The organism is Microlunatus ginsengisoli (assembly GCF_039537205.1).
In the GTDB taxonomy this organism is placed as follows: domain Bacteria; phylum Actinomycetota; class Actinomycetes; order Propionibacteriales; family Propionibacteriaceae; genus Microlunatus; species Microlunatus ginsengisoli.
Genome location: NZ_BAABAB010000006.1, coordinates 199,211 through 217,539, shown reverse-complemented (window position 1 = coordinate 217,539; position 18,329 = coordinate 199,211). Strand labels below are relative to the sequence as shown.

The following is an 18,329-nucleotide window of genomic DNA, read 5'->3' as shown; positions in this document are numbered from 1 at the left end:
CCATCACACGCCGAGTTGTCAGGTTCTCAGCGAGCTATAGCTCGCTGAGAACCTGACAACTCGCTGGGATTTCAGCGCGGAGGCATCCGGAGGGCACCGTCGAGCCGGATGGTCTCGCCGTTGAGCAGCGGGTTGGCGACGATCTGCTCGACCAGCTGCGCGTACTCCGACGGCCGGCCGAGCCGCGGCGGATGCGGCACCAGCGCCTCCAGGCTGACCCGGGCCTGCTCGGGCAGGCCGGCCATCATCGGGGTCTCCATCACGCCCGGCGCGATGGTCATCACCCGGATCGCCTTGTCGGCCAGATCGCGCGCAGCGGTCAGCGTGAGGGCGGCGATCCCGCCCTTGCTGGCCGCGTACGCCGCCTGCCCGATCTGTCCGTCGAACGCGGCCACGCTCGCGGTCATCACGATCACCCCGCGGTCACCGTCGCTCGGCTCGTTCGCGGCCATCGCGACGGCGGCCAGCCGGAGCACGTTGAACGTACCGATCAGGTTGACCTCGATCACCCGACGGAAGTCCTCCAGCGGCAGCACGCCGCGCTTGGAGATGATCCGCCCGGGGGTCCCGATGCCGGCGCAGTTCACCACCACCCGCAGCGGTCCCAACCCGGCCGCGGTGTCCACCGCGGCCTGCACCTGCTCCTCGTCGCGTACGTCCGCGGGCGCGAACACCGCCCCGGCACCGAGTTCGGCCGTCAGGTCCGCCCCGGGCGCGGTCGGCAGATCGACGATCACCAGCTTCGCGCCGGTGCGCGCGAGCGCACGGGCGCTCGCCGCCCCGAGCCCCGAGGCACCGCCGGTGACCAGGACGACATCGGCCGAGGTGAGTTGCATGTCCTTCTTCTCTTCCTTCGGGGCCGGGGGCGGCCGGGCTCAGCGCAGCAGCTGGCGAGCGATCACCAGCCGCTGGATCTGGTTGGTGCCCTCGAAGATCTGGGTGACCTTCGCCTCGCGCATGTAGCGCTCGACGGGGAAGTCCCGGGTGTAGCCGTAGCCGCCGAACACCTGCACCGCGTCGGTCGTGACCTTCATCGCCGTATCCGTGGCGATCAACTTGGCCACCGCGGCGTCGCGGGTGAACGGCCGGCCGGCATCGCGCTTGCGAGCCGCCATCAGATAGGTCGCCCGGGCCGTGTCGACCGCCGCCGCCATCTCCGCCAGCAGGAACTGGATGCCCTGGAACTCCGCGATCGCGCTGCCGAACTGCTCGCGCTCCTTCGCATACGCCACGGCGGCATCCAACGCCGCCTGGGCGAGCCCGGTGGCGCAGGCCGCGATCCCCAGCCGGCCGGAGTCGAGCGCCGACAGGGCGATCCGCATCCCCTCGCCCTCCGCACCGATCCGGGCCTCGGCGTCCAGCGCCACGGCGTCGAGATACATGGCGGTGGTGGGCGAGGAGGTGAGGCCCATCTTGTGCTCCGGCTCGCCGAAAGTCAGCCCGGGCGCGCCGGCGGTGACGTGGAAGCAGGAGATGCCGTACGTCCGGTCGGGGCCGGTGCGCGCGAACGTGGTGTAGAAATCGGCCTCGCCACCGTTGGTGATCCAGGCCTTGGCGCCGTGCAGCGCATAACCGTCGGCACCGGACTTGGCCCGGGTGGTCATCGACGTGATGTCGGAACCGGCCTGCGCCTCCGACAGCGCGTATCCGCCGAGCAGCCGGCCGCCGATCATCTCCGGCAGATAGGTCCGGCGCTGCTCCTCGGTGCCGTAGCGCGACATCGCGTAGCAGGTCATGGTGTGCACCGAGACCCCGACGCCGACCGCCATCCAGGCGGCGGCGACCTCCTCCAGGGCCTGCAGGTAGACCTCGTACGGCTGACCGAGGCCTCCGTATTCCTCCGGGTAGGACATCCCGAGCAGACCCGCGTCGCCCAACAGCCGATAGACGTCTCGGGAGAACCGACCGGCGGCCTCGGCGTCGGCCGCCCGCGGAGCGAGCTCGGACTGGGCGATCTCGCGCATCAGATCGACCAGCTCGGCACCCTCGTCGGTGGGGAGAACCCGATCGACACTCATTCCGCGAAACCTCCTGCCCGGCTGGTGAGACACCGCTCGGTCAACGATTCAAATCGGTACTGTCAAGAGTACGCTAGTACCGCTATGAAGTCCACGGTGATCATGGGATCGCTGACCCGCCGGCAGTCCGGCCTCCGCGACGCGCTGGTCGATCTCTTTCTGGCCAAGGGATTCCTGCAATTCACCCTCGACGACATCGCTGCCGAGCTGTCCTGTTCCAAGCGGACCCTGTATGCGCTGGCGGAGAGCAAGGAGCAGTTGGCGGTGCTGGCCGTCCGCGAGTTCTTCCGCCGGTCCACCGACCAGGTCGAGGCCGCGATCGCCCGCACCCGCGCCCACGGCCGCAGGTTGACCGGCTATCTCGAGGCGGTCGCCGCCGCGCTCGCGCCTGCCAGCCGGGCCTTCACCGATGACGTCGCCAACTTCCCGCCGGCCCGCGAGATCTACGAGCGGAACACCGAGGCGGCCGCGCGCCGGGTTCGCGAGCTGATCGACGAGGGCTGCCGCGAGGGCGCCTTCCGCACCGTCGACAGCACGTTCGTGGCCGAGGTCGTGACCGCATCGATGCGGCGGATCACCTCCGGCGAGCTGACCGCGGCCACGGGCCTGAACGACGCCCAGGCCTATCGCGAGCTGGCGAAGCTGACCCTCGCGGCCGTCCGCCGCTGAATCGCACCGATCGGGCCCGAGCCCGTCGACAGGCTCAGGGCACACCACCGATCTGGCCCGAGCCCGTCGACAGGCTCAGGGCACAGATCCGTCGCGGCCGGGCGGGGAACCACTAGGCTGGCGCGATGAGCCAGGATCTGCACGATCTGGGTGAGTCGTTGATCAGCACGGCCGCCCGCGTCGTGCGCTGGGCACCCAAGGGCGAGAGCGACCTGAGCCTGTCGGCCGCCAGGATCTTGGCGCGGCTGTCCGACAAGGGATCGCAGCGGATCTCCGACCTCGCCGCGGCCGAGAAGAGCTCACAACCGACGATCACGAATCACGTCAAGCGGCTGGAGTCGGCCGGCCTGGTCGGCCGGACGGCCGACCCGACCGACGCGCGGGCGTGGATGATCGACCTGACCCCACGCGGGCACCAGCGGCTGGCCGAGCTGCGCTCGACCATGGGCACCAACGTCGAGCCCTACATCGCTCAGCTCGACGAGGACGAGCGGGCGGCACTGGCCCGAGGGCTCGCGGTGATGCGCCGGCTGATGACGCTGCCGGCCCCGGAGAACGACCAGGCTCGCTGAGCGACCGAGCCGCCGCCGACGTTTGGATAGGCTTCAGCGGTGACCTTCCGGCTGTACGACACCGCGACGCGGAGTGTGCGTGACTTCGTTCCCGTCGAACCCGGGAAGGCCTCGATCTATCACTGCGGGTTGACCGTCCAGTCAGCGCCGCACGTCGGTCACATCCGGGCCGAGGTCGTCTACGACGTGCTGCGCCGCTGGCTCGCCCACCTCGGCTACGACGTCTTGTCGATCGCCAACGTCACCGACATCGACGACAAGATCCTGGCCAAGGCGGCCGAGGCCGGCGTGCCCTGGTTCGTGCACGCGTACCGGTTCGAGCGCGAGCTGCACGACGCGTACGCGGCCCTGGGCTGCGAGCCCCCCAGCTACGAGCCGCGGGCGACCGGGCACGTGCCCGAGATGCTGGAGCTGATCGAGATCTTGATCGACCGCGGCCACGCCTACTTGGCACCGGACGGATCCGGCGACGTGTACTTCGACGTGAAGTCCTGGTCGGCGTACGGCAGCCTGTCCGGACAGCGGGTGGACGAGATGGAACCCGCCGCGGACGCCGATCCCCGCGGCAAGCGCGACCCGCGGGACTTCGCGCTGTGGAAGGGGCACAAGCCGGAGGAGCCGGAAAGCGCCTCCTGGCCCACGCCGTGGGGTCGAGGCCGGCCGGGCTGGCACCTGGAGTGCTCCGCGATGGCGGGCAAGTATCTCGGCGACGAGTTCGACATCCACGGCGGCGGACTCGACCTACGCTTCCCCCACCACGAGAACGAGCTGGCCCAGTCAACCGCGGCCGGAAGGGCGTTCGCGCGCTACTGGATGCACAACGCCTGGGTCACCGCGGCCGGGGAGAAGATGAGCAAGTCGCTCGGCAACGGCGCGCTCGTCTCGGAGGTGACCAAGCGATATCCGGCCAGGGCGGTGCGCTTCTATCTGGCGGCGCCGCACTACCGCTCGGCGATCGAGTTCTCCGACGACTCGCTGGCCGAGGCGACCGCGGCGCTGGATCGGATCGACAGCTTCGTCGGCCGCGCCGTGGACGCGGTCGGCGACGCGCCGGACTGGCTGCCGGACGCGTTCGGCGCCGCCATGAACGACGACCTGGGCACGCCGGCCGCGGTCGCGGTGCTGTATGCGGCGGTCAAGGAGGGCAACCGGGCACTGGAGGCAGGCGACGTCGACGACGTCGCGACGCAGCTCGGCGCCGTCCGCGGCATGCTCGGCGTGCTCGGCCTCGACGATCGCGACCCGATCTGGGCCCGCGGCGGCGGTGCGGACCGGCAGCTGGCCGAGGCCGTCGACGGCCTGATCTCGGAGCTGTTGAAGCAGCGGGCCGACGCCCGGGCCCGCAAGGACTACGCCGCCGCCGACGCGATCCGGGCATCGCTGGCGCAGCTCGGCGTCGAGATCGCAGACACCCCGCAGGGCCCGAAGTGGTCGCTGCGGACCGACAGGTCGGAGGCCTGATGGCCGGGAACAGCCAGCGCCAGGGCGCGGTCCGCAAGCGCGGCAAGGGGAACACCGCCGGCTCCGGCGGCCGCGTCCGTCGCGGGCTGGAGGGCAAGGGACCGACGCCGAAGGCCGAGGACCGGCCGTACCATCCGGCACACAAATCGAAACGAGCCGCCGCCAAGAAGGGCGCGCCGGCGCGCTCGTCCACCGGCCGTGGTGGCGGCACCCGGACCGGGCGGCCGGGCACCGGGCCGGAGTGGGTGGCCGGCCGAAACCCCGTGCTGGAGGCGATGACCGCCGGCGTTCCGATCAAGACCGCGTACGTCGCCGAGGGAGCCGAGCGCGACGACCGGCTCCGCGACATCCTCAAGCTGGCGGCCGAGGGACGTACGCCGCTGCTCGAGGTGACCCGGGCCGAGCTGGACCGGATGACTGGCGGGGCGGTGCACCAGGGGGTGGCGCTGCGACTGGAGGACTACGAGTACGCCCACCCCGACGATCTGCTGGCCGCGGCCCTCGCCGCCGACGGCGAGCCGCTGATCGTGGCCCTCGACTCGGTTACCGACCCGCGCAACCTGGGCGCGATCATCCGCTCGGCAGCGGCGTTCGGGGCGCACGGCGTCCTGATCCCGGAACGGCGTTCGGCCGGGATGACAGCCGCCGCGTGGAAGACCTCGGCCGGAGCGGCCGCCCGGCTGCCGGTGGCCCGGGCCACGAACCTCAACCGGACCCTGACGTCGTACGCCGACGCCGGCCTGTTCCTGGTGGGTCTGGACGGGCGCAGCGACGTCGACATCGCCGACCTGGCCGAGGCGTCGGGTCCGTTGGTGCTGGTGGTCGGCAGCGAGGGGGCCGGCCTGTCGCGGTTGGTCCGGGAGCGCTGCGACACCCTGGCGGCGATTCCGATGGCCGGCGAGGTCGAGTCCCTGAACGCCGGCGTCGCCGCCGGCATCGCGCTGTACGAGATCGCCCGCCGCCGCTGAGCCGGCCTGTTTGACGCGTTTCTGCCGCTCGATCGCCATTCCGGGCCCGATTCGGGCTCTCGGAGCATTCGAGTGGCGGATTCGCGTCACCGATTGAAACCCAGTGGGCCGGAAGCCGGGCGCGGGTAACATCTGGCCGGTGACCGACACCCTCGCGCAGTCCGATCTCCCTCAGGCCGCTCCCGCCGTCGACTACTCCGCCACCGCCTCCGAGGCCTACCGCGCCGCGCTCAGCGTGATCGAGTCGGTCGAGCCGCGGATCGCCGACGCCACCCGGGCCGAGCTGGCCGACCAGCGCGCCTCGCTGAAGCTGATCGCCTCGGAGAACTACGCCTCGCCGGCCGTGCTGCTCACCATGGGCACCTGGCTGTCGGACAAGTACGCCGAGGGGACGGTCGGTCACCGCTTCTACGCCGGCTGCCAGAACATCGACACCGTCGAGTCGCTCGCGGCCGAGCACGCCCGTGAACTGTTCGGTGCGGAGTACGCATACGCCCAGCCGCACTCCGGCATCGACGCGAACCTGGTCGCGTTCTGGTCGATCCTGGCCCACCGGGTCGAGTCGCCCGAGCTGGCCGAGCTCGGCGCGAAGAACGTGAACGACCTGACCGAGGAGCAGTGGGAGGTCCTCCGGCACAAGTTCGGCAACCAGCGCGCGCTGGGGATGTCGCTCGACGCCGGCGGCCACCTGACCCACGGCTTCCGGCCGAACATCTCCGGGAAGATGTTCCACCAGCGCAGCTACGGGACCGACCCGACGACCCAGCTACTGGACTACGACCAGGTCGCCGCCGCGGCCCGGGAGTTCAAGCCGCTGATCCTGATCGCCGGTTACTCGGCGTATCCGCGGCGGATCGACTTCGCGAAGATGCGCGAGATCGCCGACGAGGTGGGCGCCACCCTGATGGTCGACATGGCGCACTTCGCCGGCCTGGTCGCCGGCAAGGTGTTCACCGGCAACGAGGACCCGGTGCCGCACGCGCACATCGTCACCTCCACCACGCACAAGTCGCTGCGCGGCCCGCGCGGCGGCCTGGTGCTGGCCACTGAGGAGTACGCGCCGAGTGTCGATCGCGGCTGCCCGTTGGTCCTCGGCGGTCCGCTCGGCCACGTGATGGCGGCCAAGGCGGTCGCCCTGGCGGAGGCACGCACGCCGGCCTTCCGGACGTACGCCGAGGCGGTCGCCGACAACGCCCAGACGCTGGCCGAGGGTCTGAAGAAGCGCGGCGCGAAGCTGGTCACCGACGGCACCGACAACCACCTCGTGCTGATCGACGTGTCCGGCTTCGGACTCACCGGTCGGCAGGCCGAGTCGGCGCTGCTGGACTCCGGCATCGTCACCAACCGGAACGCGGTGCCGAACGACCCGAACGGCGCCTGGTACACCTCCGGCGTCCGGATCGGCACGCCGGCGCTGACCACCCGCGGCTTCGGGGCGGCCGAGTTCGACCGGGTGGCGGACCTGATCGTCGGCGTGCTCAAGGGCACGACCCCGGTGACCGCGAGCACCGGCCAGCCGGGCAAGGCGAAGTACACCCTCGCCGACGGGCTGGCCGACGCCACCAAGTCCGCTGCAGCCGAGCTGCTCGACGCCAACCCCCTCTACCCCGGCCTCCAGCTCTAGGCCGGGCCGCCTGCTCGGCGCCGGCCGTCCCTCTGTCACGGCCGGCTCCGCGCACGTCCTCCGGAAACTGTGCAGCTGTTGCACGCGGCACCGGCGTGTCGCTGCAACAGCCGCACAGTTTCGCGGAGGGAGTACGAGCGCGGTTGCCCGGGGCGGCAGCGCGGACGGTCAGCCGCGGCCGGGCGTCACAGCCGGCTCATAGCCGCGGCCTATCTACCCTGATTCGCATGCCCGTGGCCACTGTCCAGGTCTCTCGCCCGTCGCGCACCGCCCGGCGGCTGGCTGCCCTGCTCGCCGCGGGAGCTCTCGCGGCCGGGCTCGGGGCCTGCTCGGCCGATGCGGCGAACACCGAGGACGCGTACCGGCTGGGCTGCCCGGCGCTGGACGCCGCCATCTCCGGCAGCGGCACCGCCAAGGACGCGACCATCAAGGGGCTGGAGACCATCCGCGACTCGGGCCAGTTGGACCCGCAGCCGCAGGCGTGGCTTGAGACCGCGATCAAGGGGCTGCGGGCGTCGAGTCCGAAGGATCTGCCGCCCGACGCCCGCAGGACGCTCGTCCAGGGCTGCGCCGACCACGGTCACCCGCTGCAGAACCTCAGCTGACCCGCCCCCAGTTCGGCCGGAGAGGCCTCGACCGACTCGGCGCCCGACCGGGACGATCAGCGGGCGAACAGCAGGCCGGACACGGTGGTGATGAAGTTGCGGAGGGAGTCCGGCAGGTCCCGTAGGTGCCAGTCGGCCGGACCGTGATACCAGGTCAGGTCGGTCGAGTCCGCGTCCGCGTCGTCGTCCGCCGCCACCAGCGCGTCCAGCCAGCGGTCGGCACCGCCGAGCACCACCGCGTACGGCAGCACCTCCGAGATCTCCCGCAACTCGGCCCCGGGCGGCATCTGATCGGTCGGGTGACTCATCAGGTCCGACCGCAGGGCGCCGAGCCCGGCCAGCAGCGCGGCACCCTTCGGCGTCCGCGACGGCATCTCCTGCGCGACGAACATCAGCCCGAGGGCCAGCGCGATCAGCGCGATCCCGACCAGGCCGAACTCGGTCAGCAACGCGAGCAGCGCGGTGATCACGACCGCCGCGGCGATCCCGATCAACCCCAGCCGCGTCCAGCGACTGCGGGTCGAGTCCGGCCGCCGCTCGTACCAGCCGTGGCCGACCATCTCGTCGTACAGCTTGTCCTGGATGGCCCCGATCGAGTCCTGGACCCGGCCGGCGAGCTCGGAGACCCGGACGATGCCGCCGACCGGCGCGATGGTGTCCAGCAACAGCTGCTCGTACGACTGCAGCGCGTCCGGTCCGGCGAGCCGGGTGAGCTCCCAGTCCGTCCGGGCGTACGCCGAGGCCCTGGGCAGCTCGGTGATCAGCAGGTGTCCGCGGACGGCCAGGTCGAGCAGCGACGCGGTCACGTCGATCGGGTCGACCCGCTCGTCGACCAGGGTGCCGATCTCGCCCGGTCGCACCTCGCCGACCACGCGGAACTCGGTCTGGCCGGCGCCGACCGGGACGAACTGGCCCGCTCGGGCCGGCTCGCCGGCGGTGGCGTCGCGGCCGGCCTGGCGATGCATGGCCAGCAGGCCGAGCCCACCCAGCACCAGCAGCCCGAGGGCGATCCCGAGCGGCAGCGGCTTGGCCGAGAAGGCTCGGCCGACCGTCCACAGTTCCTTGATCTGCTCGTTCGCCGGCACCGCACCGGGCGCGAAGCCGATGTCGACCGCGACGATCTGTCCCTCGCCGAGCGGCCCGTCGCGGAACGTCGGCAGCGGCACCTCGCCGGTCCCGCCGGTGGCGACCCGGCAGGGCACCGGCGAGTTCGGGCTGCCGGCATTGCACTCGAGATAGTTGAACGCCGCCGGCAGCCGGACCGTGCCGGTGAACTCGTTCACCTGGGCGCTCAACCCTTGGAGCAGGGGCCACTGCAGCGCCGTACCCGAGTCGATGGTCCGGACCGCTCCGGTGACGGTGTAGGACATCGACACGACGTTCGCCCCGCCGGTGGCGACGGTGACGGTGCGGAAGCGGTCGTGGTCGCTCTGCGTCGGGGCGACCGTCTGCCCGCCGATCGAGGCGGTCACGTCCGACAGCTGCATCACGTACTGCCGCTGCCCGACGATGTTCTGGCGCAGCTCGAACGTCTGGGACACGTTCGCCGGGGCGGTCCCGGCGAAGGTGATGGTCTGCTGGACGCGCAGCGCGCCGTCGGCCGCCAGCTCCGCCTTGGCGTCGAACACCGACGCCGTACCCTCGGCAGCGGCCGGCAGGCTCAGCGGCCCGATCAGCAGCGCCGCCGCGGCGGCCAGCATCGCCAGGATGGTGAACGCCCCGGTCCGTCGGACTCGAACGCGCCGGTGCGCCGTGGCGGCGCGGCTGGGTGAAGTCGTGTCGGCCACGGGCACAAGCCTCCCATACCGGGTCGGCCCGCCCCGGCTCTCTATTAGGGTTTGGCAGGTGACGGCGCAGCAGTGGGGAAGCGGCGGTTGGTCCAACCGGCCACCGGCGTACGGCCCCACGCCGCAGCCGGGCATGGCGACGTACGCCCCGCAAGCCTTCGGGCGACCGCCGATGGGCGCCGGCTTCGGCGGCGCCCAGCCCGGGCTGCCGCAGTACGGTCCGGCGCCGCAAATGCCGGGGCCGCCTCGACGCAACCCGCTGAGGACCGTGCTGCTCGGCATGATCGGGCTGTGTCTGCTCGCGATCGCCGGTCTGGTGATCACCAACCTCGCCACGGGCGCCGGCAGCGAGGTCAGCTACCAGAACGACAACTTCAAGGTGCCGCCGCCGGACACCTCGCCGCCGCCGATCCCCCAGCCGAAGACCGAGGCCGAGGCCGAGGCGTTCCTCACCGCGAACCCGTTCTACGACCAGACCACCCCGGCCCCGGTGCGCTGCAACAGTCGCCCGATCAACGTCGCCACTGCCAGCGACAAGCAGCTCGCCGCACACTTCGACGGCTTGATGGAGTGCCTGATCCGGGTCTGGCAGCCGCCGGTCACCAAGGCCGGCTTCCAGATCGTCCGGCCGAGCGTGACCATCTACGGCGACGAGATCACCACCAAGTGCGGCACCAGCGACGTGAACGCGTTCTATTGCAGCGCCGATCAGCAGGTCTACTTCAGCAACCAGCTGCCGAAGTACGTCACCATCGTCGCCGAGGACAAGTGGGCCGCGGACGTGGTGATGGCGCACGAGTTCGGCCACGCGCTGCAGGGCCGAACGGGGATCTTGATCTCCTCGGCCGCCCTTGGTCAGCTGTCCGGCGAGAAGTCCACCGAGCTGCTGTTCAGCCGCCGGTCGGAGACCCAGGCCGACTGCTTCTCGGGCATGTTCATGCGGTCGGTGTCGGTCTCGCTCGGCATCCAGCAGTCCGACGTCGCCGGCATCCTGGCGACCTACAAGGCGGTCGGCGACGACACGCTGACCGGCAACCCGAAGGTCGAGGCCAGCCACGGGCTGGCCCGCAGCCGGGTCTATTGGGGCAATACCGGGCTGGGCACCAGCGACGTCGGCAAGTGCAACACGTTCAGCGCCCCGGCGAGCCAGGTCCGTTGACGTCCGGCCGGCCGATGGCCGAGCGCCGGCTGCCCGTGCTGTGGCTGACCGGTCCGCCGGGGGCCGGCAAGTCCACGCTGGGCTGGGAGCTGTTCGACCGGCTCGCCCGCGACGTCCGGGTGGGGTACGTCGACCTCGACCAGGTGGGCATGTGCTACGCGACGCCGACTCCGGACAGCTGGGCGCCCGAACCTCGCGGGGACTACGGCCGGCACCGGCTGCAGGCCCGGAATCTCAACGACCTGCTGCCGGTGTTCGCGGCGGCCGGCGCCGCCGGCGTCGTCGTGTCGGGCGTCGTCGACGCACGGCGCGGGATCGACGTGGAGTTGCTGCCCGCGGCCGCGTTGACCAGCCTGCGGCTCCGGGTCGATCCCGCGGAGCTGGCCCGGCGGCTGCGCGCCCGCGCCCGACCGGACGACGACGTCGAGCACGTGCTCCGCTACGCCGCCCAGCTGGACGGGCTGCCCGGCGCGGTGCTGGACACGACCGGCACCACGGTCGAGCAGGCCGTGGAGCTGGTCCGCCAGCACAGCGGTGATTGGCCCTTCGCGGCCAAGGCCGGCCCGGTCGAGTTCGCCGGCGACGCCGCGCTGCCGTTGTCCGGCCGAGCAGCCTCGACCGCGGGTCCGGTGCTGTGGCTGTGCGGTGCCACCGGGGTCGGCAAGTCCACGGTCGGCTGGCAGCTGTACGAGCAGATCCGCAGCCTCGGCGTACGCTGCGCGTTCGTCGATCTGCAGCAGATCGGCTTCCTCCGGCCGACCGGCGAGGACGATGCCGGGAACCATGGACTGACGGCGCGCAACCTCGCCGCCGTCTGGGCCAACTTCCGGGCCGACGGCGCGCGGGGCCTGTTGGTCGTCGGGTCGCTCGACTCGGCCGAGACGCGGGCCCGCTACGCCGCGGCCATGCCGGAGGCGTCGATCGCCGTGTGCCGGCTGCACGCGGGCCCCGACCGGTTCGCCGAGCGGGTCGCCCTGCGCGGGCGGGGTCTCGGACCGCCGATCGCCGGGGACGCGTTGGCCGGACAGCCGGCCGATGTGCTGCACGAGGTCGCCGTACGAGCCACTGCCGAGGCGGCGGCGCAGCAGCGGGCGGCGCTGGGCGACGTCTGGATCGACACCGATCGGTCCTCTCCCCGCGAGGCGGCTCGCGAGATCCTGCGCCGCACCGACTGGCTCGGCCTGGCCCACCGCCTCTGAACACCCTCCCCCGGCTCTCCCGGCCCCCGGATCGCCAGGATCTCGGATCCCCTGCGCGAGTTCGGATCCCGTACGCGAACTCGGATCCTCTGTGCGAGTTCGGATCCGATACACGGGATCCGAGGACGTACAGGGGATCCGAGTTCACCCTGGGGCGAGACAGCCGGCGGGAGGGGTCAGTGCAGCAGTGCGGTGGCGATCGCGGCGATGCCCTCGCCGCGGCCGGTCAGCCCGAGCCCGTCGGTGGTGGTCGCCGACACCGTGACCGGGGCGCCGACCGCGGCGGACAGCACGCGCTCGGCCTCGGCCCGGCGGGGACCCAACCGGGGCCGGTTGCCGATCACCTGCACCGCGACGTTGCCGATCTCGAACCCAGCGGCCCGGACCCGCCGGGCGGTCTCGGTCAGGAAGGCGGTCCCGGGCGCACCGGCCCACTCCGGCTCGCTGGTCCCGAAGTTGCTGCCGAGGTCACCCAGCCCGGCGGCGCTCAGCAGGGCGTCGCACGCGGCATGGGCCGCCACGTCGCCGTCGGAGTGCCCGACCGGCCCGACCGGCTCCTGGACGAACTCGAGCCCGGCCACCGTCATCGGGTGACCGGGCTCCAGTCGATGGACATCGGTGCCGATCCCGACCCGTACGTTCACTGCGGCAGCGAACGCGTGCCGGGGTTCGGCGGGTGCGGGCTCAGGAGGCGAGAACCTCGTCCAGCAAGATCTCCGCCTTGTCCTCCTCGACCCGCTCCGCGAGGGCGAGCTCGGAGACGAGGATCTGACGCGCCTTGGCCAGCATCCGCTTCTCACCGGCGGACAGGCCACGCTCACGCTCGCGACGCCAGAGATCGCGAACGACCTCGGCGACCTTCATCACGTTCCCGGAGTGCAGCTTCTCCAGGTTTGCCTTGTAGCGACGCGACCAGTTGGTCGGCTCCTCGGTGTGCGGTGCCCGCAGCACGTTGAACACCCGCTCCAGACCGTCGGCGTCGACGACGTCACGGACGCCGACGAGGTCGAGGTTGCAGGCCGGGACGCGCACAACGAGATCGGTCTGGCCCACGATCCGCAAGACCAGATAGATCTTGTCTTCACCCTTGATCTGACGAGTTTCGATGTCCTCGATGACAGCGGCCCCATGATTGGGGTAGACCACCGTTTCGCCGACTGTGAAGGTCATATTGTTTTGTACCCCTTTCGCGGTCTCCTAGTTTAGCACGCTCTCAGGGACACCCCTGGCGCCGTTTGTGCTAGCCAGAGGCCATAACCAGGGTCCCGCACGGCTTGACAAACGCCCCCAGAGTATGCGTCGGCTGTGACCCCGCCACGATTCCCGCGGCACCGGGCACGGGCATCTGCACGGAGCGGAGCCGACTCGCTAGGCTCATCCCTGACCGTCTCGCACCGACCCTCGTCGATGCGGGGCGCGGCAATCCGGCAGACAGCAAGGGAGTCGACATCGTGGCTGTGATCTCGCGTCGCAACCGCCGTACCGGACGTCGTTGGCTGGCCCCCGGGCTGGCACTGACGTTCGTGCTGGGCCTCGTGCTGTCCGCCTGCGGCTTCAACGCCCAGACGAACCTGCCGTACACCCCGGCGGACGGGGTCAACCTCGACGTCGGCTCGGTGCACGTGCGCAACCTGATGATCCTCAGCCGCACCGACGGCGAGGGCTTCCTGAGCGCCAGCATGTCCTCGCCGGACCAGGACGCGCTCGTCGGCGCCTCCGGCACGGTGATCAAGCCCGACGGGTCCAACGGCGGCGAACTGACATTCACCTTCCCGAAGCCGGTGGCGCTCGCCAACGGCACGGCGGTCGTGCTCACCGACTCCCCGGCCTTCGTGACCGTCAAGGGCGAGGGCCTGACCCCGGGCAACACCGTCGATCTGACCCTCGAGTTCAGCTCCGCCGGCCAGTCCACCCTGCAGGTCCCGGTCGTCGACGCGAACCACCCGGCCTACGTCACCGTCAGCCCGTCGCCGTCGGCGTCGTCCAGCAGCTGAGCCGATCGAGCGGGCGTGACCTAGCCGTAGGTCTCCTCGCTGCTGAACAGGCTGCTCACCGACTCGCCCAGATTCGTCCGCCGGACCGCCTCGGCGAACAGCGGCGCGACCGAGCGCACGACGATGTTGGGCAGCTGCTTCTCCGGCGGCAGCGGCACGGTGTCGGTGGTCACGATCTCGGCGATATCGGGTTCCTGCTTGAGCCGCTCGATCGCCGGGCCGGTGAACAGTCCGTGGGTGCAGGCGAGGCTGACCTCCCCCACCCCCTCCTCGCGCAGCTTGCGCAGCAGCTCGATGATCGAGCCGGCCGTGGCGATCTCGTCGTCCAGCACGATCACGTCCCGGCCGGCGACGTCACCCACGATCCGGTCGATGACCACCCGATCGTCGGCGAGCCGCTGCTTCGCACCGACCGCCACGGGCACGCCCAGCATCCGAGCCATGTGATTGGCCATCTTCGCGTTGCCCAGGTCGGGCGAGACGACCACCGTCTTGCTCAGGTCCCGGCCGCGGAAGTGACCGGCCAGCTCGTTCACCGCGTTCAGGTGGTCGACCGGGACCGAGAAGAAGCCGTGCACCTGGGGCGAGTGCAGGTCCATCGTGAGCACCCGGGTGGCGCCGGCCTCGGACAACATGTCCGCGACCAGCCGGCCGCCGATGGAGATCCGGGGCGCGTCCTTCTTGTCCGAGCGTGCGTACGCGTAGTGCGGGATGACCGCGGTGATGTGCGCCGCGGTCGCGCCCCGGGCGGCGTCCAGCATCAGCAGCAGCTCGAACAGGTTGTCCTGCACCGGCGGCACCAGCGGCTGGACGATGTAGACGTCGCGCTGGCGGCAGTTCGCACGGAGCTGGACCTGAAGGCAGTCGTTGCTGAACCGGGTGGTCCGGGAATGGCTCAGCTCGACGCCGAGGATCCGGCACATCTCCTCGGCGAACGCCGGATGAGCAGTGCCTGAGAAGACGGTGATCTCGCCGGTCACGCGGACACTGTAGTCGTCAGTCGCGGCCCGCGGGATGCGTACGTCCGGGCGGGACGCGGAGCGTCTGCGGGGCGCCGTCGTCGCCGGTCAGCCCGTAGCCGCCGGTCAGTCTCCCGCCCGGCTCGATCAGCGGCTCGACCAGTGCCACCAGCTCGGGATCGGGCTTGCCGAGCAGGACACCCGCCGCGGCGCGGCGCGCGATCCCGGCCATCAGATCGGCGAGCTGGACCCGCGCATCCAGGGCGGAGTCCACCCGGACCAGCGCCAGCCGGGTGCCGGGACGGTCCGCCCGCAACCCGGCGGCGAGCTGGTCGATCCGGCCGGGCGTCAGCACCGACTGCTCGTCATGCACGACCCGCAGCTCGCCACCCGGCGGCGCCCAGTGCAGGGCCGCGCGGGCCACGGCCGGGATCAGCGGCTCCAGCAGCGGCCGGGGCCAGGCTCGAGACCGGGCGCGGTCGCCCAGCCGGCCGATCGCCCGCTCGGCGTCCAGCAGATCCAGCACCGTCCGGGCGGTTGCCGGGGCCGGCCGGTGCCGGAGGTCGTCCAGGGCCTCGCCGAACCGCTCGAGGGCGTACGGCGACGTGTGCCGGCCGCCGAGCCGCAGCACGTCCGCGCCCCGGCGGAGGAACCGTCGCCAACCCGGCTCGCCGAACCAGATCGGCCCACCGGCCGCCAGGGTGGCGACCATCGTGCGGACCGGTTCGCAGCGCCCGGGCAGGTCCAGTGCCGACGGGGCATCGTCGTCGAGCAGCACCTCCAGGATCCGCGCCAGCAGGAACCGCCGGGTATCGGTGAGCTGGACGTACGCCCGGTCGGGCAGGCCGGCGAGCGGATCGAGCAGCCGGCGCAGCGTCGGGCGCGCCCGCGGACGGAACAGGCGCTGCGCCTTGAGCTCGCCGGTGGTGGAGCCGGTTTCGGCCCGGACCCGGGCCACCAGGTCGTCGGCGGCGGCGGGCTCGACCAGCAGGCTCGCGTGGCAGAAGACGGTGCCGTGTTCGGCCAGGCTGGTGCCGGTGAACCCGGACTCGTCACAGGCGATCTCGAGCGGCGCCAGCGGCCGTTCGGTGCCGGGCATGGCGGACCCTCCCGCGTCGGTCTCGCGTCAGTGCTGCCCTGTCACGGTCTGCAGCATGCCGACCTCGCGGTCGGGATGACGGCCAGGCTACCCACCGGCCGAGGCCGGGGCCCCTGGTTTTCGACGCCGCAGTGGCTCAGCCGTCGAACTTGTAGCCCAGGCCGCGCACCGTGACCAGATGGGTCGGCTGGGCCGGGTCGGCCTCGATCTTGGTGCGCAACCGCTTGATGTGGACGTCGAGGGTCTTGGTGTCGCCGACGTAGTCGGCTCCCCAGATCCGGTCGATCAGCTGGCCGCGGGTCATCACCCGGCCGGCGTTGCGGAGCAGCATCTCCAACAGCTCGAACTCCTTCAGCGCCAGCTGGACCCGGCGGCCGTCGACGCTCACCTCGTGCCGCTCGACGTCCATCCGGACGCCGTCGGCCTCGATCACGTCCGGCACCAGCTCCGTGTCCTGGCCGCGACGCAGCACGGCTCGGATCCGGGCCACCAGCTCACGGTGGCTGAACGGCTTGGTCACGTAGTCGTCGGCGCCGAGCTCGAGCCCGACCACCTTGTCCACCTCCGAGTCGCGCGCGGTGACCATGATCACCGGCACCGAGCCGCGCAGCCGCAGCTGGCGGCAGACCTCATTGCCGCTGAGCCCGGGCATCATCACGTCGAGCAGCACGATGTCGGCGCCGACCCGGTCGTACTCAGCGAGACCGGCGGCACCGTCGGCCGCCTGGACCACCTCGAAGCCTTCCCTGCCGAGCATGTAGGCCAACGCGTCGCGGTAGGAATCCTCGTCCTCCACGACCAGCACGCGGGTCATCCGATGAGCTCCTGATGATCATGATCCTCGTTCCGGCGCTCCGGCCGAGGCTCGTCGTTCGGGGCAGAGTCCGGGCCGCCGCTGGTCGCGGCCCCGGCGCCCAGCTGGGCGGGAAGTCGGAGGGTGAAGGTGGATCCCCGGCCCGGCTGGCTCCAGACCGAGACCTCGCCGCCGTGCGCGGCCGCGATGTGCGACACGATCGACAGTCCGAGGCCGGTGCCACCGTTGGCGCGGCTGCGGGCGTAGTCGACCCGATAGAACCGTTCGAAGATCCGGGCGTGCTCGGCCGACGGGATCCCGATGCCGTTGTCGGAGACGGTGATCTCGACGTAGTCGTCGTCGGCCCGGCTGTCGACGTGCGCGGCGACGGTCACCCGGGCACCGGAGTCGGAGTAGACGACGGCGTTCTCGACCAGGTTGCCGACCGCGACCGCGAGCTGACGCGCGCTGCCGAGCACCCGGCAGCCGGGCGTGCCGGCGATCGCGAGAGAGACGTTGTTGCGGTCCGCGTCCACCCGGCTCCGGTCGACCGCCTCGGCCAGCACCTCGTCGACCTCGACGACCTCGGGCCTGGTCAGCGGATTGTCCGACTGCAGCCGGGACAGCTCGATGATCTGGCTGACCAGATCCGCCAGCCGGGCGGACTCGATCCCCATCCTGGCCGCGAAGCGGCGAACGGCCTGCGGGTCCTCGGCGGCGTCCTCGACGGCCTCCGCGAGCAGTCCGATCGCCCCGATCGGCGTCTTCAGCTCGTGGCTGGTGTTCGCGATGAAGTCCCGTCTGGTCTCCTCCACCCGCCGGGCGGTGGTCTGGTCGTCGGCGAGCAGGACGATCAGGTCGTCGTCCAGGGGCGCGACCCGCAGCACGAGGTACGTCGTCGCCGCCCGCGGCCCGCGGCGCAGCTCGAGGTCCTGCGTTCGGGGGTGCCGCTGCCGACGTACGTCCCGGACCAGGTCAAGCAGCTCCGGCACCAGGATCCGCGAACCGCGGACCAGGCCGAGGTGGCGGGCCGCCTCGGTGCTCGTCAACACCTCGTCGTGCGGTCCGACCACGACGCCCGCCGAGCCGTGCATGGCGAGCACCTCGGCAACGCCCTCGGGCACCGACGGCTCGGGCTGGGCGAACGGGTCGTCCACCTCGCTCGGCGTCGGACGCCGACGGGCCACCAGGGCACCGACCACCACGCCGACGGCAAGCGCCGCGATCAGCAGCACGATGGTCGTGGCGTCCACAGTGGTGATCCTAGGTGGCGCCGCGGACCGGTTCGACCAGCTCGGGGGTCGCGCACGCGCGATCCGAGCCGAGGTGTTCGATACTTGTTCACGTCGCGTTCATCGAGCCCATGGCCCCGGCCCGCACACCCGACCTAGGGTTGACTCGGCCCCGGGCCGGAAACGGGCC

At 71.6% G+C, this 18,329-nt stretch carries 18 protein-coding genes; 9 read left to right on the top strand and 9 right to left on the bottom strand.

Going from position 1 to position 18,329, the window contains the following annotated elements; genetic code table 11:
• Nucleotides 1-71: 71 nt before the first annotated feature.
• Nucleotides 72-836, bottom strand: coding sequence for an SDR family NAD(P)-dependent oxidoreductase (locus ABD747_RS04840; protein ID WP_344801961.1), 765 nt, complete (start codon nt 834-836; stop codon nt 72-74).
• Between the two features lie 39 nt (nt 837-875).
• Complete coding sequence (locus tag ABD747_RS04835; RefSeq protein WP_344801960.1) at nt 876-2,018, bottom strand: acyl-CoA dehydrogenase family protein; 1,143 nt, start codon at nt 2,016-2,018, stop codon at nt 876-878.
• Nucleotides 2,019-2,102: 84 nt separating this feature from the next.
• Here ABD747_RS04835 and ABD747_RS04830 point away from each other — a divergent pair, with 84 nt between their 5' ends.
• The 6 genes from ABD747_RS04830 (at nt 2,103) to ABD747_RS04805 (ending at nt 7,917) form a co-directional block, all read left to right on the top strand.
• Nucleotides 2,103-2,687: a TetR/AcrR family transcriptional regulator gene (locus ABD747_RS04830; protein ID WP_344801959.1), complete on the top strand. Its 585-nt coding sequence runs from the start codon at nt 2,103-2,105 to the stop codon at nt 2,685-2,687.
• Between the two features lie 125 nt (nt 2,688-2,812).
• Complete coding sequence (locus tag ABD747_RS04825; protein ID WP_344801958.1) at nt 2,813-3,259, top strand: MarR family winged helix-turn-helix transcriptional regulator; 447 nt, start codon at nt 2,813-2,815, stop codon at nt 3,257-3,259.
• 39 nt (nt 3,260-3,298) lie between these two features.
• Nucleotides 3,299-4,720 (top strand): cysteine--tRNA ligase, encoded by a 1,422-nt coding sequence (cysS, locus tag ABD747_RS04820; RefSeq protein WP_344801957.1) that lies wholly within the window; start codon nt 3,299-3,301, stop codon nt 4,718-4,720.
• A complete protein-coding gene (rlmB, locus tag ABD747_RS04815; RefSeq protein WP_344801956.1) occupies nt 4,720-5,688 on the top strand; it encodes a 23S rRNA (guanosine(2251)-2'-O)-methyltransferase RlmB in 969 nt (322 codons plus the stop codon). The genes cysS and rlmB overlap by 1 nt, the downstream gene beginning before the upstream one ends.
• 139 nt (nt 5,689-5,827) lie before the next feature.
• On the top strand, nt 5,828-7,312 hold the full coding sequence (locus ABD747_RS04810) for a glycine hydroxymethyltransferase (RefSeq protein WP_344801955.1): 1,485 nt from the start codon (nt 5,828-5,830) through the stop codon (nt 7,310-7,312).
• Between the two features lie 227 nt (nt 7,313-7,539).
• The gene (locus ABD747_RS04805; protein ID WP_344801954.1) at nt 7,540-7,917 is read left to right on the top strand and encodes a hypothetical protein; all 378 of its coding nucleotides are present in this window, start codon (nt 7,540-7,542) and stop codon (nt 7,915-7,917) included.
• A 56-nt stretch (nt 7,918-7,973) separates the two neighbouring features.
• Here the strand turns inward: ABD747_RS04805 and ABD747_RS04800 are convergent, their stop codons facing one another.
• The gene (locus ABD747_RS04800; protein ID WP_344801953.1) at nt 7,974-9,704 is read right to left on the bottom strand and encodes a DUF2207 family protein; all 1,731 of its coding nucleotides are present in this window, start codon (nt 9,702-9,704) and stop codon (nt 7,974-7,976) included.
• 58 nt (nt 9,705-9,762) lie between these two features.
• On the opposite strand from ABD747_RS04800, the gene ABD747_RS04795 reads away from it, so the two are divergent.
• Nucleotides 9,763-10,863 (top strand): neutral zinc metallopeptidase, encoded by a 1,101-nt coding sequence (locus tag ABD747_RS04795; protein ID WP_344801952.1) that lies wholly within the window; start codon nt 9,763-9,765, stop codon nt 10,861-10,863.
• Complete coding sequence (locus ABD747_RS04790; protein ID WP_344801951.1) at nt 10,860-12,062, top strand: AAA family ATPase; 1,203 nt, start codon at nt 10,860-10,862, stop codon at nt 12,060-12,062. The genes ABD747_RS04795 and ABD747_RS04790 overlap by 4 nt, the downstream gene beginning before the upstream one ends.
• A gap of 176 nt (nt 12,063-12,238) precedes the next feature.
• Here the strand turns inward: ABD747_RS04790 and ispF are convergent, their stop codons facing one another.
• Nucleotides 12,239-12,706 (bottom strand): 2-C-methyl-D-erythritol 2,4-cyclodiphosphate synthase, encoded by a 468-nt coding sequence (ispF, locus tag ABD747_RS04785; protein ID WP_344801950.1) that lies wholly within the window; start codon nt 12,704-12,706, stop codon nt 12,239-12,241.
• Between the two features lie 40 nt (nt 12,707-12,746).
• Nucleotides 12,747-13,232, bottom strand: coding sequence for a CarD family transcriptional regulator (locus ABD747_RS04780; RefSeq protein WP_344801949.1), 486 nt, complete (start codon nt 13,230-13,232; stop codon nt 12,747-12,749).
• Nucleotides 13,233-13,513: 281 nt separating this feature from the next.
• Between ABD747_RS04780 and ABD747_RS04775 the strand changes: the two genes are divergently transcribed.
• Complete coding sequence (locus ABD747_RS04775; protein ID WP_344801948.1) at nt 13,514-14,056, top strand: hypothetical protein; 543 nt, start codon at nt 13,514-13,516, stop codon at nt 14,054-14,056.
• A gap of 20 nt (nt 14,057-14,076) precedes the next feature.
• On the opposite strand, the gene ABD747_RS04770 is transcribed toward ABD747_RS04775, so the two are convergent.
• The 4 genes from ABD747_RS04770 to ABD747_RS04755 all read right to left on the bottom strand — a co-directional run bounded on the left by ABD747_RS04770 (nt 14,077) and on the right by ABD747_RS04755 (nt 18,160).
• Nucleotides 14,077-15,036 (bottom strand): ribose-phosphate diphosphokinase, encoded by a 960-nt coding sequence (locus tag ABD747_RS04770; protein WP_344801947.1) that lies wholly within the window; start codon nt 15,034-15,036, stop codon nt 14,077-14,079.
• 16 nt (nt 15,037-15,052) lie between these two features.
• Nucleotides 15,053-16,114, bottom strand: a complete 1,062-nt coding sequence (locus ABD747_RS04765; protein ID WP_344801946.1) for a hypothetical protein — start codon at nt 16,112-16,114, stop codon at nt 15,053-15,055.
• A gap of 136 nt (nt 16,115-16,250) precedes the next feature.
• Complete coding sequence (locus ABD747_RS04760; protein ID WP_344801945.1) at nt 16,251-16,928, bottom strand: response regulator transcription factor; 678 nt, start codon at nt 16,926-16,928, stop codon at nt 16,251-16,253.
• Nucleotides 16,925-18,160 (bottom strand): sensor histidine kinase, encoded by a 1,236-nt coding sequence (locus ABD747_RS04755; RefSeq protein WP_344801944.1) that lies wholly within the window; start codon nt 18,158-18,160, stop codon nt 16,925-16,927. Before ABD747_RS04755 ends, ABD747_RS04760 begins: the two co-directional genes overlap by 4 nt.
• Between the last annotated feature and the right edge of the window lie 169 nt (nt 18,161-18,329).